12 protein-coding genes are annotated in these 13,147 nt (G+C 70.5%); 4 read left to right on the forward strand and 8 right to left on the reverse strand.

What is annotated here, in order from left to right; genetic code table 11:
• Positions 1–19 precede the first annotated feature (19 nt).
• From AW274_RS04160 to AW274_RS04180, 5 genes are all read right to left on the reverse strand, one after another.
• On the reverse strand, positions 20–1,393 hold the full coding sequence (locus AW274_RS04160; protein WP_062429471.1) for an alpha,alpha-trehalose-phosphate synthase (UDP-forming): 1,374 nt from the start codon (positions 1,391–1,393) through the stop codon (positions 20–22).
• A 161-nt stretch (positions 1,394–1,554) separates the two neighbouring features.
• A complete protein-coding gene (locus AW274_RS04165) occupies positions 1,555–2,352 on the reverse strand; it encodes a hypothetical protein (protein ID WP_062429473.1) in 798 nt (265 codons plus the stop codon).
• 19 nt (positions 2,353–2,371) lie between these two features.
• Positions 2,372–2,671, reverse strand: coding sequence for a DUF4193 domain-containing protein (locus tag AW274_RS04170; protein WP_030454398.1), 300 nt, complete (start codon positions 2,669–2,671; stop codon positions 2,372–2,374).
• A 233-nt stretch (positions 2,672–2,904) separates the two neighbouring features.
• Entirely contained in the window at positions 2,905–4,200 is a 1,296-nt protein-coding gene (locus AW274_RS04175; protein WP_062430125.1) for a sensor histidine kinase, read from the reverse strand.
• Positions 4,201–4,259: 59 nt separating this feature from the next.
• The gene (locus AW274_RS04180) at positions 4,260–4,913 is read right to left on the reverse strand and encodes a response regulator transcription factor (protein WP_062429474.1); all 654 of its coding nucleotides are present in this window, start codon (positions 4,911–4,913) and stop codon (positions 4,260–4,262) included.
• A 191-nt stretch (positions 4,914–5,104) separates the two neighbouring features.
• Here AW274_RS04180 and AW274_RS41055 point away from each other — a divergent pair, with 191 nt between their 5' ends.
• On the forward strand, positions 5,105–5,269 hold the full coding sequence (locus tag AW274_RS41055) for a hypothetical protein (protein ID WP_169806295.1): 165 nt from the start codon (positions 5,105–5,107) through the stop codon (positions 5,267–5,269).
• A 70-nt stretch (positions 5,270–5,339) separates the two neighbouring features.
• Here the strand turns inward: AW274_RS41055 and AW274_RS04185 are convergent, their stop codons facing one another.
• Together AW274_RS04185 and AW274_RS04190 are read right to left on the reverse strand one after the other, a co-directional pair.
• On the reverse strand, positions 5,340–6,149 hold the full coding sequence (locus AW274_RS04185; RefSeq protein WP_062429477.1) for an inositol monophosphatase family protein: 810 nt from the start codon (positions 6,147–6,149) through the stop codon (positions 5,340–5,342).
• A gap of 70 nt (positions 6,150–6,219) precedes the next feature.
• On the reverse strand, positions 6,220–8,145 hold the full coding sequence (locus AW274_RS04190; RefSeq protein ID WP_062429479.1) for a S9 family peptidase: 1,926 nt from the start codon (positions 8,143–8,145) through the stop codon (positions 6,220–6,222).
• A gap of 30 nt (positions 8,146–8,175) precedes the next feature.
• On the opposite strand from AW274_RS04190, the gene AW274_RS04195 reads away from it, so the two are divergent.
• Complete coding sequence (locus AW274_RS04195; protein WP_062429481.1) at positions 8,176–9,153, forward strand: ferrochelatase; 978 nt, start codon at positions 8,176–8,178, stop codon at positions 9,151–9,153.
• Here AW274_RS04195 and AW274_RS04200 read toward each other — a convergent pair.
• Positions 9,115–10,269 carry a lytic transglycosylase domain-containing protein gene (locus AW274_RS04200; protein WP_062429483.1) on the reverse strand — a complete coding sequence of 385 codons (1,155 nt, stop codon included), beginning with the start codon at positions 10,267–10,269 and terminating at the stop codon, positions 9,115–9,117. The genes AW274_RS04195 and AW274_RS04200 overlap by 39 nt on opposite strands.
• A 173-nt stretch (positions 10,270–10,442) precedes the next feature.
• Here AW274_RS04200 and AW274_RS04205 point away from each other — a divergent pair, with 173 nt between their 5' ends.
• Positions 10,443–11,645 (forward strand): MFS transporter, encoded by a 1,203-nt coding sequence (locus AW274_RS04205; protein WP_062429485.1) that lies wholly within the window; start codon positions 10,443–10,445, stop codon positions 11,643–11,645.
• Positions 11,642–12,919 carry a D-arabinono-1,4-lactone oxidase gene (locus tag AW274_RS04210; RefSeq protein WP_062429487.1) on the forward strand — a complete coding sequence of 426 codons (1,278 nt, stop codon included), beginning with the start codon at positions 11,642–11,644 and terminating at the stop codon, positions 12,917–12,919. Before AW274_RS04205 ends, AW274_RS04210 begins: the two co-directional genes overlap by 4 nt.
• Positions 12,920–13,147 lie beyond the last annotated feature (228 nt).

Here is a 13,147-nt window from a genome sequence, read left to right on the forward strand (position 1 = left end):
TTTCCTCCGAAAGGCCGCCTTACGCTTCGAGGTCCTTGAGGAAGTCGCTGGCCCAGCGGTCGACGTCGTGGGTGGCGACGCGGCGGCGCAGGGAGCGCATCCGGCGGCCCAGCTCGTGGGGCGGCTCGTGCATGGCGGTCATCATGGCCCGCTTCATGCCGTCGATGTCGTAGGGGTTGACCATGTAGGCGTGCTTGAGCTCGTCGGCGGCCCCGGCGAACTCGCTCAGCACCAGCGCGCCGCGCAGGTCGTGGCGGCAGGCGACGTACTCCTTGGCGACCAGGTTCATGCCGTCGCGCAGCGGCGTCACGACCATGACGTCGGCCGCGCAGTAGAGGGCCGCGAGCTCCTCCCGGTTGTACGACTGGTGCATGTAGTTGACCGGCGACCAGCCGAAGAGGCCGTATTCGCCGTTCATGCGGCCGACCTGGAGCTCGATGTCGTTGCGCAGCCGGATGTACTCCTCGACCCGTTCCCGGGTGGGCGTGGCGATCTGCACGAACACCGCCTCGCCGGGCTCGATCCGGCCCTCGGCGAGCAGTTCCCCGTAGGCCTTGAGGCGCTGGCCGATGCCCTTGGTGTAGTCGAGCCGGTCAACGCCGAGCAGCACGTGGTCGGGGTTGCCGAGCTCGGCCCTGATCTCCTTGGCCCGCGTCATGATGTGGGGTTCGCGCACGAGCTGGTCGAGGGAGCCGAAGTCGACCGAGATCGGGTAGGCCTCGGCCCGCACGATCCGGTCGTCGATCTGGATCTCGTTGCGGCTGGCCGGGAGGTTGAGCACCCTGCGGGCGAGCCGGACGAAGTTGGAGGCGCCGCCGGGACGCTGGAACCCGACGAGGTCGGCGCCCATGAGCCCTTCGAGTATCTCCTTGCGCCAGGGAAGCTGCCAGAACAGCTCGGCGGGCGGGAAGGGGATGTGCAGGAAGAAGCCGATCTTCAGGTCGGGCCGCAGCTTGCGCAGCATCGCCGGCACCAGCTGGAGCTGGTAGTCCTGGATCCACACGACCGCCCCGGGCGCCGCCGCGTCGGCCGCCGCCCGCGCGAACCGGTCGTTCACCGCCTTGTACGCGTCCCAGAGCACCCGCGAGTAGACGGGGGTCGCCACGACGTCGTGGTAGAGGGGCCACAACGTGGCGTTGGAGAAGCCCTCGTAGTAGAACTCGACCTCGAGCTGCGACAACGGCACGGGGATGAGGTGCATCCCGTCGTGGTCGAACGGTTTGAGCTCTTCGCCGGCCGCGCCGTGCCATCCGAGCCAGGCCCCGTCTCTCCGCTGCATCACCGGAGCGATCGCGGTCACGAGGCCGCCAGGACTACGACGCCATTGTTTCTCGCCCACACGGTCGACCGGCAACCGGTTCGCGACGATCAGGAACGAGCTGGTGCCACGCATGAGCCCTCCAGTTATCGCCTTACGACAACCATACGTAAGGTCCCCGGAACCGCCCATACCCCCATCGACGTGCACAATTCATTACGTCAAGTGTGAGAATGATCTCCTGCAGGTCGTGACCTGTTACCGAATGGTTTAGACCATATGGTAACGGTTTGATATCAGGCCTGCGGAGCGGGGGGAAGACCACGCTGACGGCGCAGATCGGTGCGCACCGCCACGGCCAGCCGCTTGGTGGCGAGCCGGTTGAGCGCCCCGCCGGCCACGGCGCCGGTGAGGAAGGGGCCGAGGGTGGTGAGGTGGCGGCCGAGGGTCCGCATGAGCCGGTTGCGCAGCGAGGTCTTGGCCGCCGCCCCGAGGGCGAGCGTGACCGACGCGGGTTTCAGGGGGTCGACCCCCCGCTGCTTGGACCAGGCGATGGCGAACTGCGCCGCCCGGGTGGGCCCCGTGCCGGGCACCTGCACGCCGTAGACCTCGTGGAGCTCCGCCAGGAGTTTGACCTCGATGGCGGCCACGACGACGGTCTCGGCGACGAGCTGCGCCGGAGCGGAGAGGAGGAGAGGGGGCGCGGCGAACTCCGCCGCGGCCAGTGCGCCGCCCACGGCGCCGACGGCCATGGTGGCCTTCGTCGCGGTGCGGACGAGGTCGTCTGCCAGCTGTTCGCCGGTCAGACCGTAGTGGTGCTCCTGCAGGGTCGCCAGGTCGCGGATCGGCAGCCGCGTGGCGACGTTCATGAACAGGTCGGCCAGCCAGCGGCCGCGGCCGACCCCGCTGGCACTCGCCTTCCTGGCGGACGTGGCCAGTGCCCCGCTGAGGCGGCCGAGCAGCCTGCGCCGCTCGGCGCCGTCAGTTTCCCCCGGTACATCCTGGCTGACAAGCTTGCCGATGATCTCGGCGACTTCGTCGTCGCCGTCGCGATCCCTACTCTGATCTCTGGTCTGATCCGCTTCCGAAGCCATCAACGGACCCTTCCCGGAATCAGGCTGCGCACTCGCGGCAGACCTGCTGTCCGTTCTTCTCGGAGGCGAGCTGGCTGCGGTGATGCACCAGGAAGCACCGTGAACAGGTGAACTCGTCGGCCTGCCGAGGGATCACTCGGAGCGAGAGCTCCTCGTTCGACAGGTCAGCCCCCGGCAGTTCGAGCGACTCGGCCAGATCGGTCTCGTCGATGTCGATGCTGCCCGACGACTTGTCGCTGCGCCGCGCCTGGAGTTCCTGAAGGCTGTCTTCGCTCAGGTCGTCGTCAGTCTTGCGCGGGCTGTCGTAGTCGGTAGCCATTTGCGTACTCCATCCCCCTCATCTGTATCTCTGACGCTTCGGGAGGGTGGCGCCCATACCGGGCAATCGGTACCCCGGATGAATGGACGCTGAACCTCCCGCCTCGCGAGGGTGTTCCCCACCTCGGCTCCGGTTAGCCAAATATGGCGAAACCACAGCATTGGCGGGATGACCCACCGCGTTCGACGGCACATCCAACCACATTGCGCGAGTGGATGTGCAGCAGGGCACGATCACCGCGCCGAGGGAGTCGTCGCGGGGGCCGAGCCCGGCAGTCGCACCGTCACCACGAGGCCGCCGCCGTCACGCGGGACCGCCGTGACCGTCCCCCCGTGGGCGCGCACGATGGCGCGCACGATGGACAGTCCCAGTCCGGCCCCCTTGGCCGACTCGATCCGGTCGGCGTGCAGCCGCCGGAAGGGCTCGAAGAGCGCGTCGACCTCGTAGGCCGGGACCAGAATGCCGGTGTTGGCGACCTGAACAACGGAGGCCCCGTCGACGATTCCCGATCGCACCCAGACTTTTCCGCCGGACCCGTTGTTGTACTTGATCGCGTTCTCGACGAGGTTGCTGACGCACCGTTCGAGCAGCACCGGGTCGCCGGTGGCCTGGGCCGGGTGGAGGTCGTACTCGACGTCGACGCCCTCCTCGGCCGCGAAGGGCGCGAGCTGGTCGACGGCGGTCTTCACGACGTCCTGGACGTCGACCGCCTTGCGGACCGACAGGTCGCGTTCGCTGCGGGCCAGCAGCAGCAGGCCCTCGATGAGGCGCTCGTGGCGGGCGTTGGTGCCCAGGAGGGTCCGGCCGAGCACCTTGAGGTCGTCGGAGGCCTCCGGGTCGGACAGGGCCACCTCCAGGACGGTCCGGTTGATCGCCAGTGGCGTCCGGAGCTCGTGGGAGGCGTTGCCGACGAACCGGCGCTGGGCGTCGAAGGCGCTGTTGAGCCGGGTGAGCATGGCGTCGAAGGTGTCGGCCAGCTCCTTGAGCTCGTCGTCGGGGCCCTGGAGGTCGATGCGCTCGTGGGCCAGCGAGGTCTCCGAGAGCTTCCGGGCGGTCGCGGTCATCTGCATGACCGGCTTCAGCGCCCGGTCGGCCACGATGTAGCCGAGGATCAGGGCCAGGATGCCCACCCCGAGCAGGGCCATCAGCGACCGCTGGAGCACGTAGGTCTGGGCCGCCTCGATGGTCGCGCTGCGCTGGCCGATCCAGTAGTCGTCCCAGATCTGGGAGAGCTCCGCCGGCACGTCGCCGCCCAGGGGCACCGGCGTCCAGGCGTCCTTGATGGCCCAGCCGACCAGCGAGTACATGACGAACACCAGCAGCGCCCCGGCGGCGAAGAACATGGCGCCGTAGGTGATGGTCAGCCGCCAGCGGATGCTGAGGCGGCTGGCCAGCTCCTTGACCTGGTCGGCGAGCGACGGCCTGACCGGGTGGGCCTCGCCGGGCGGCGGGCCGTCCCAGGCGGGCGGGCCGCTCGGCGGCGGGGGCGGCTGGCTCTTGTAGGGGCCGGTGCCCACCGGCGAGGTCATACGGTTGCCTGGCTTGGGCCGCTCCGCGGTCACCTCTTCTTTGCGTTCGGTCCAGTCGGTCACAGCTTGTACCCCACTCCAGGCACCGTCTCGATCACCTGGGGCTCGCCCAGCTTCTTCCGCAGCGTCATCATCGTCACCCGGACCACGTTGGTGAATGGGTCGATGTTCTCGTCCCACGCCTTGTCGAGCAGGTCCTCCTGGCTGACCACGGCCCCCTCGGCGCGCAGCAGCTCCTCCAGGACGGCGAACTCCTTCTTGGTCAGCGTGATCTCGCCTCCGTCGCGGGTGACCAGGCGCTTCCCGGGGTCGAGCCGGATGCCCGCGCGCTCCAAGACCGGCGGCAGGGCGGCGGCCGACCGCCGCCCGAGCGCCCGCACCCGCGCCACCAGCTCCATGAACACGAACGGCTTGGCGAGGTAGTCGTCTGCCCCCAGCTCCAGGCCCTCGACCTTGTCGTCGACGTCGCCGCTGGCGGTCAGCATGATGATCCGCGAGGCGGTGCGCTGGGCCACCAGCCGCCGGGCCACCTCGTCGCCGTGCACCTTGGGCAGGTCGCGGTCGAGCACGATCACGTCGTAGTCGATGTAGCCCGTCTTCTCCAGGGCGGCGGCGCCGTCATAGGCGACGTCGACGGCCATCGCCTCCCGGCGCAGACCGGTCGCGATCGCGTCGGCGAGCACGCGCTCGTCCTCCACCACAAGCACCCGCATCGGGCTTCCTCCTTCATCAGGTGGCTTCATTCTCGCGGCAGTGACCGTAAGTGCACGGTAAGCCTCACGCTGAGATGGAGAAATTTCCATGTTTAGGCGTTTAAGCGGGATGGGTAGAGGTGGTCATACCCCCGAGCCTGCGCGTCCGCTTCCGCGTCGGCTCGATGAAACCCCATAGGAAAGAAGGTGAGATGGGCGAGTTCACGACGACGATCGAAACCCGGCTCGACCAGGCCTACAAGGGACTCCAGGAGGCCGAGTCGTCCGGCGACGATTTCCTCGCCGACACCCTCACCGCCGAGATCGAGGATCTTCGGAGGCTGGCCGACGACCACGGCATCCCTCTTCAGCGCTGACTGACCCAGGCTGAACTCCGAGCAGCGGCGGACCCCGCCGGGCCCAACAGGCCCGGCGGGGTCCCGTCTTCTACAGGTCCCTCTCGGGGTCGAGCGGCAGCAGCAGGTCGTGCAGCTGCCCGAACAGCTCCGGCGCGGCCGCCAGGCCCATTTCGATGTTGTACGCCGCCCCGTGCAGCCCCCCGACCCGCGCGCCCGCCTCCTGGGCGATCAGCCCGCCGGCGGCGTGGTCCCAGTAGTTGGTGCCGCGCTCGTAGTAGGCGTCCACCCGGCCGGCCGCCACCGAGCACAGGTCGACCGCGCACGACCCGCCGCGCCGGATGTCCCGCACCCGGGGCAGCACCTCGGCCAGCACCCGCGCCTGCACGGCCCGCCGCCCGGCGGCGTACCCGAAGCCGGTCGCGACCAGCGCCCGGTCGAGCGGCACCCCGGTCGAACAGTTGATCGGCCGGTCATTGAGAAAGGCCCCGCCGCCGCGGACGGCGGTGAACACCTCCCCCATCGGCGGCACGTTGACCACCCCGGCCACGACCTCGCCGTCGACCTCGACGGCGATCGACACCGCCCACGCGGGCAGCCCGTAGAGGAAGTTGACGGTCCCGTCGATGGGGTCGACGACCCACCGCGCGTCACCCGCGCCGGGGGTGTCGCCGCCCTCCTCACCGAGGATCGCGTCGTCGGGACGGTTCTCGGCGATCCGGGCCCGGATCAGATCCTCGGCGGCACGGTCGAGGGCGGTCACGACGTCGGTGGGGCTGGACTTGGTCTCCACCACTTCGGGGCGGGCGGAGAGCGCGGCCCGTTCGGCGAGGAGCAGATCGCCCGCCTCGATCGCGATGCTCCGGGCGAGATCGAGGAATTTGTCCGGGTTCAGCGGCATGCGCCCAGGCTATCGAGGCCGGTGGAACGGAAGGTTGCGCACCGGCCTCGCGGACGTCGACGGGCGCGGGTCAGGCCACCGCGTCGGGGCGGCGCCACTCCTCGCCCAGTACGTGGTGGGCCAGGAAGGCGAAGATCGTCTCGTACCAGGCGAGGGTGTTGCCCGGCTTGAGGATCCAGTGGTTCTCGTCGGGGAAGTACAGGAACTTGGCATCGGCCCCCGTCCGCTGGAGGTCCCACCAGAGCCGCAGGGCCTCGCCGATCGGGACGCGGTAGTCCTTGTCGCCGTGGATGACCAGCATCGGCGTGGTGATCTCGTCGAGCCAGCGGTGCGGCGACAGGCGCTCGTAACGGTCGGAGCCGGGCAGGCCGAACTCGCGCTGCCAGTACGACGACACGTCGGTCGTACCGGCGAACTGGTCGAGGTTCCACAGGGAGGCGTGGGTGACGATCGCCTTGAAGCGCGAGGTGTGGCCGGCCACCCAGTTGGCCATGTAGCCGCCGAACGAGCCGCCCATCGCGGCGGTGCGGGTCTCGTCGATCTCGGGGAGCTTGCAGGCGGCGTCGGTGATGGCCATCAGGTCGCCGTGGGTCACCGGGCCCCACTCGCCCCAGCCCCGGTCGATCATCTCCTGGCCGTAGCCGGTCGACATGGCGGGGTCGGGCAGCAGGACGGCGTAGCCGCGGGCGGCCATGATCCACGGGTTCCAGCGCCACGACCAGTCGTTCCAGCTGCCGAGCGGGCCGCCGTGGATCCACAACAGCAGCGGGGCGGGCGTCTCGGCGGCGGGCAGCACCAGCCAGGCGTGGATCTCGGTGCCGTCGTCGGCGGTGGCGGTGATCTCCGTGAGCGTGCCGGGGAGGTCGGGGACCGGGGTCGCCGACGGCAGCACGACGTAGCCGCCGTCGACCAGTTTCACCGGCACCGGCGGGTGGTCGACGGCGCCGCGCAGGGCGTAGACCGTGCCGTCGGGGGCCACGTTGATCTCGATGTACGCGCCGTGGTCGGGGGTGATGCGGCGGCGTTCGCCGTCGAGGGACACCGCGAAGATCGGGCGGCGGCCGCGGTCGTCGCAGGCGGCGTACAGGAAGGAGGAGTCGGGGGCCCAGGCGAGCGAGTAGGCCGAGTCGCCCAGGGCGCGCTGGTCGCCGGTCTCCAGGTCGATCAGCCAGATCTCGCCCCGGGCCGGGACCGTCTCGGAGGTGAGGCGCTCGCGGTGGCACGCGACGTAGCGGCCGTCGGGCGAGATCACGATCGGGCCCTCGAAGTTGTGGTCGTCGTCGCTCGCCAGGACCCGGCGCTCCCCGCCCGCCAGGGCGACCACACGGGCGCGGTAGTCGCCGTCGGGGAAGTCGTCGCGCCACAACGCCACGACGGTCGTGCCGTCGGGGGTAACGTCGAAGGCGGTGCGCTGGAGGGCGTTCCCGGCGTCGGGGGCCAGGTCGCCGTGCTCCACCGAGAACAGCCGGGGGCTGCCGGGGCCGAGGTCGTGGTCCCAGAAGCGGACCGGGTAGCCCTCGTGGAGGAGCGCGGTGATGCCGGCCTCCTCGCGCTCCTTGCGGCGCTCGCGCTCCGATTCGGGGTCGCCGGGGAGGACGTCGGCGAGGTAGACGATCGCGGAGCCGCCGGCCCGCACGCCGGAGATCCCTCCGGGGCGGGTGGCCAGGCGGCGGGCCTCGCCGGTCTTCGGCAGCAGCCACAGGGCCGGCTTGTCGTCGGCGTCCTTCTCTGCGGGGTCGGGGCGGGCGGAGACGAAGAGCAGGTCGCCGCCGGGGGTGAAGACGGCGCCGCTCTCTCCCTTGGCCGACCGGGTGAGCCGGGTGGGCTCGCCGGACGGGTCGAGGGGGATGTCGTAGATCGCGGTGCCGTAACTCTTGCGGTCGGGGTTCAGGGACTGCGTGACGGCCACGAGCCGGGAGCCGTCGGGGGCGAGTCGCAGCGACGCCGTCCGTGGGACGGCGACGTAGTCACGCACATCCTGGAAGATCGAGCTCATCGTTCGAACCTACCCCCCTAAGCTGGGCACATGGGGAACTACGACGCGATCGTCGTGCTGTCGTTCGGCGGGCCCGAACGGCCTGAGGACGTGCTGCCGTTCTTGGAGAACGTGGTGCGCGGACGGGGTGTGCCGCGCGAGCGGCTCCTCGAGGTGGAGGCCCACTACCAGTCGATGGGCGGGGCCAGCCCGATCAACGCGCAGAACCGGGCGCTGGTCGAGGAGCTGCGCAAGATCGTCGACCTGCCGGTCTACTGGGGCAACCGCAACTGGCACCCCTTCCTGGAGGAGACCGTCGCCCAGATGAAGGCCGACGGGGTCCGGAAGGCGGCGGCGTTCGCGACGGCGGCCACCGCGTCCTATTCGAGCTGCCGCCAGTACCGCGAGGACATCGCGCGGGCCGCCGCCGCGGTGCCCGGCGGGCCCGAGCTGGTCAAGATGCGCCACTTCTACGACCACCCGGGGTTCGTGGCGGCCATGGCCGACCGCACCCGCGCCGCCCTGGCCGAGGTCGGCGGCGACGCCCGGCTGGTGTTCACCGCCCACTCGATCCCGGTCTCGATGGCGGTGTCGGCCGGGCCGCAGGGCAACGCCTACGAGCGGCAGCTGCGCGAGGCGTCCGCGCTGGTCGCCGCCGAGGTCGGGGCCGGCGACTTCGACCTGGTCTGGCAGAGCCGCAGCGGCCCTCCGCACATCCCGTGGCTGGAGCCCGACGTCTGCGACCACCTGGAGACCCTCCACGCCAAGGGCGTCGAGTCGGTCGTGCTGGTGCCGATCGGGTTCGTCTCCGACCACATGGAGGTGCTCTACGACCTCGACGTGGAGGCCAGGAACCTGGCCGGCGAGCTCGGCCTGCGGCTGGCCCGCGCGGGCACGGCCGGCACCCACCCGAGGTTCGTCGAGATGATCCGCGACCTGGTGAACGAGCCCGAGCCGACGGCCTGCCCGGTCACCTGCTGCCCGGCGCCCTCACGGGTACGCCCGGGCGTAGGCGGCGGCCAGTCCTAGCACCTTGTTCACGTAGTCCCACGAGTGGTTGTACGCCCACACGGCCTTCCTGAGGCTCTCGCCGCCCCCGGCCGCGCCGGTGGCGCACAGGTAGTTGGCCGCGCCGGGCACGGCGTCGTAGGCGTTCCAGATGTCGGCCACCCCGTCGCCGTCGCCGTCGACGCCGTAGGCGCGCCAGGTGGCCGGCATGAACTGCATCGGGCCGAGCGCGCCGGCCGACGAGGGGCCGTTGTTGCGCCCGTGGCTGCTCTCGACCTGGCCGATCGCCGCCAGGACCGTCCACGACAACCCCGGGCAGACCCCGGCCGCCTTCTGGTAGAGCTCCAGGTAGCTGGAGGGGCGGCCGACCAGGGTGGTCCGGGCGGCGGGCTGCTGCTCCTTCTCCTCCTTGACCGCGCCGATGGGCACCACGCTGGAGCCGTCGCCCATCAGCTTGCGCACCCGCGTCCCGCTGACGTTGTCTCCGTGGACGAGCACGACGACGCCGTCGGAGAAGCCGAGGCGCGCCCCGAGGTCCTTGGAGATCAGTCCGTCGATGTTGGGGAAGCCGAGGTTCGCCGAGGCGGCGATGCGCAGCCGGGGGCCGTTGTCGACCTGGTACTCCTTGCCGAGGACCATGCCGAGCCGCTTCATGACGGCCGGGTCGGCCACCACCTCGCCGCGCGCGATGGCGCTCCACACCTCCGGGTGCTGGGCGACCGGTTCGGGCGTCCACGACCGGAACTGGGCCGGTTCGACCGCCAGCAGCTGGAGCGGGTGTCCCGACAGCTTGACCCCGCCGCCGCCCACCAGGGCGACCTTCTGGACGTGCTTCACCTTGGCGATGCGCAGCACCGTCTCCTGCGGCACCGGCCGCGGCGCGATGCCGAGCAGCTGCGGCGGGGTGACCGGCACGCCGGGCCCGCCGATCTGCCGGGGCGGCGCCGACGGCGCGAGCGGGCCGGGCAGGACGGTCGGCGAGGGCGGGGGTGAGGCGGCCGCCCCCGCGACGGGACGGCCGGCGTCGTTGAGGAGGAACACACCGCCGGCGGCGACCGTCACCACGATGGTCGCGGCGAGCCCGGTGACGAGGGCAAGAAGCGGCGTGAACCGGGGATGACGGGGAGCCTGGTTCACGTTGGTACCTTATCGACCGGAAACTCACTTGCCATCCATATCGGCGGTGAGCCAAGGTCAGAAGAGTTTCAAGGGGAGTAAGCAGTAGTCGTCCGCGTGCCATCCCATTCCCCCATGGCCGCAGCCGTCATCGGTTCGCCCGGACACTTGAGAACGGGTAGAGGACTGCTCTCATGCGTACGTACCGAGGTCTGTTCCGCACGCCAGGTGCGAGGGGCTTCGTCATCTCCGGTTTCGTCGGGCGCATCCCCATGTCCATGCTGGGCATCGGGATCACGCTGCTCGTCTCGGCGGTCACCGGATCCATCGCGACGGCGGGCGCCGTCGCCGCCGCCTTCAGTCTCGCCACCGCCGTCGGCGCGCCCGTCATGGGGCGGCTGAGCGACCGCTTCGGCCAGGCCCGCGTCGTCGTGCCGGCCGTGCTCTCGCACGGCGGCGCGCTGGTGGCGCTCATGCTGCTGGCCCACGGCGAGGCCCCGGTGTGGACGTTGTTCGCCGCCGCCGCCCTCGCCGGCATGTCGGCGGTGCAGCTCGGGTCGATGGTGCGGGCGCGCTGGTCGCACCTGCTCGACGACCCGGCCAAGCTGCACACCGCCTTCTCCTTCGAGTCGGTCGCCGACGAGGTGATCTTCGTCACCGGCCCGGCCTTCACCGCGGTGGTGGCCACCTCTCTGAACGTGTACGCCGGCCTGATCGTCGCCGTCGTCCTGGCGGTGTCGGGCACGATCGCGTTCTCGCTGCTCAAGTCGAGCCAGCCGCCGGTCGTGCGGCACCGGGAGCACAGGGGGTCGCCGATCGCGATCCCGGGCGTGGCGCTGCTGTCGGTGGTGCTGCTCGGCATGGGCGCGGTGTTCGGCACGGTCGACATCGTCACCGTGGCCTTCGCCGAGGAGCACGGCCACAAGGGCGTGGCGGGGCTGCTGCTGGCCTCGTTCAGCGCCGGGTCGATGGTCTCGGGTCTCTGGTACGGCTCCCGCGCCTGGAAGATCACCCTGCGCAGCCGGTTCGTGCGCGGCCTGGGCGTCTTCGCCGTGGGCCTGACCCCGATCGTGCTGATCGGGGAGCTGGCCCCGATGGCGCTCGCGCTGTTCTTCGCGGGCCTGGCCATCTCGCCGACCCTGATCACCGGCTTCTCGCTGATCGAGCGGCTGGTCCCGGCCCCGCAGCTCAACGAGGGCATGTCGTGGTTGTCGACCTCGATCGGGTTCGGCGTGGCCATCGGCGCCTGGGCCGGCGGCCACCTGGCGGAGACCTTCGGGGCCTCCAACGCCTACGGCTTCGCCTTCGTCTGCGCGCTGCTGGCGGCGCTCGTGGGACTGCTGGGATCCGGATGGCTACGCACCCCGGTCGTTTCTGAGTATCGTTCACATTCATGACGTTCACGAACTGGGCGGGCAACCAGTCGATCACTCCGGCTGAGACGCGCACGCCCCGTTCGCCCGCCGACGTCGCCCAGGCGGTGACCGACGCCAAGCGGCAGGGCCGCACGGTCCGCATGATCGGCACGGGCCACTCCTTCACCGGCGTGGCCCTCACCGACGGGATCATGCTCCGGCCCGAGGGCCTCAGCGGGGTCCTGTCGTTCGGCGACGACACCGTCACCGTGGCCGCCGGCACGCCGATCCACCGGCTGAACGTCGAACTCGACCGGCGCGGGCTGGCGCTGGCCAACATGGGCGACATCACCCTCCAGACCGTGGCGGGGGCCGTCCAGACCGGCACCCACGGCAGCGGCCGGGCGGTCGGCGGGCTGGCCGACCAGGTGACCGCCCTCGATCTGGTCCTGGCCGACGGCTCCACGGTGACCGTCTCCGAGGGCCACCTGTTCGACGCGGCCCGGGTCGGGCTTGGGGCCCTCGGGGTCGTGACGGCGGTGACGTTCCGGGTCGAGCCCGCGTTCCTGCTGCGCAACCAGCGCTCGCCGATGCGGTTCGACGAGATCCTCGACGCCCTCGACGCGCTCACCCTGGAGAACGAGCACCTCGACTTCTTCTGGTTGCCGCACACCGACCTGTGCCTGGTGAAGCGGAACAACCGGGCCGACGGCGAGCAGTTCGCGCCCGGCCGGATCCGCACCTGGATCGACGACGTCTTCGTGGAGAACACCCTGTTCGGGGTGGCCAACCGGGTGGGGGCGCGGTTCCCCGCGATCATCCCGCCGGTCAACCGGCTCTCCGGGATGGTGCTGGGCACGTCGGAGAGCTCCGACACGGCGTACAAGGTGTTCACCAGCGTGCGCGAGGTGCGGTTCCTGGAGACCGAGTGGGCGATCCCGCGCCGCCACCTGGCCGACGCCCTCCGGGAGGTGCGGGCGCTGATGGAGCGGTCGCCGTGGCGGATCTCGTTCCCGGTGGAGGTGCGGGTCACGCCGCCCTCGACGGCCTGGCTCTCGACCGCCTACGACCGCGACTCGGCGTACATCGCCTGCCACGTCTACCGGCGCACGCCCAACCCCGGCTACTTCGCCGCCGTCGAGGAGATCATGACCGGGCTGGGCGGCCGGCCACACTGGGGCAAGCTGCACGACACGGACGCCGCCTATCTTTCCCAGGTATATCCTCGTTTCACTGACTTCGTCGCGCTACGTGACCGGCTCGACCCCGACCGGCTCTTCGCCAACGCCTACCTGGAGCGTGTCCTGGGGGCCTAGTTCTCCGTTCAGTTGACCCAAGTTCACCTCCATCCGGTACGTCTCACGCGAGAATCCGACGAGGACCCTGAATCGCTTGCTCAACCAGCCTGTCTATAGCAGGGTGAACGCGACAAATGTGACTGGCTTCATGTCGCCTCCGCAGCCCCTGGAGAAGGCGATGTTCGGACATGCCGGGTACGGTGCTTGGAAGGCAACCGGCTCACGCGAGAGACTCAAGGGTCCGGG

It is taken from the genome of Herbidospora daliensis (genome assembly GCF_001570585.1).
GTDB lineage: Bacteria > Actinomycetota > Actinomycetes > Streptosporangiales > Streptosporangiaceae > Herbidospora > Herbidospora daliensis.

Coding starts and splice junctions, on each gene's coding strand:
- AW274_RS04160 (WP_062429471.1), bottom strand. CDS start 1,393: ATGCGTGGCACCAGCTCGTTCCTGATCGTCGCGAACCGGTTGCCGGTC.
- AW274_RS04180 (WP_062429474.1), bottom strand. CDS start 4,913: ATGCGGGTGCTTGTGGTGGAGGACGAGCGCGTGCTCGCCGACGCGATC.
- AW274_RS04195 (WP_062429481.1), top strand. CDS start 8,176: ATGGGGAACTACGACGCGATCGTCGTGCTGTCGTTCGGCGGGCCCGAA.
- AW274_RS04210 (WP_062429487.1), top strand. CDS start 11,642: ATGACGTTCACGAACTGGGCGGGCAACCAGTCGATCACTCCGGCTGAG.
- AW274_RS04165 (WP_062429473.1), bottom strand. CDS start 2,352: ATGGCTTCGGAAGCGGATCAGACCAGAGATCAGAGTAGGGATCGCGAC.
- AW274_RS04205 (WP_062429485.1), top strand. CDS start 10,443: ATGCGTACGTACCGAGGTCTGTTCCGCACGCCAGGTGCGAGGGGCTTC.
- AW274_RS04170 (WP_030454398.1), bottom strand. CDS start 2,671: ATGGCTACCGACTACGACAGCCCGCGCAAGACTGACGACGACCTGAGC.
- AW274_RS04190 (WP_062429479.1), bottom strand. CDS start 8,145: ATGAGCTCGATCTTCCAGGATGTGCGTGACTACGTCGCCGTCCCACGG.
- AW274_RS41055 (WP_169806295.1), top strand. CDS start 5,105: ATGGGCGAGTTCACGACGACGATCGAAACCCGGCTCGACCAGGCCTAC.
- AW274_RS04185 (WP_062429477.1), bottom strand. CDS start 6,149: ATGCCGCTGAACCCGGACAAATTCCTCGATCTCGCCCGGAGCATCGCG.
- AW274_RS04175 (WP_062430125.1), bottom strand. CDS start 4,200: ATGACCTCGCCGGTGGGCACCGGCCCCTACAAGAGCCAGCCGCCCCCG.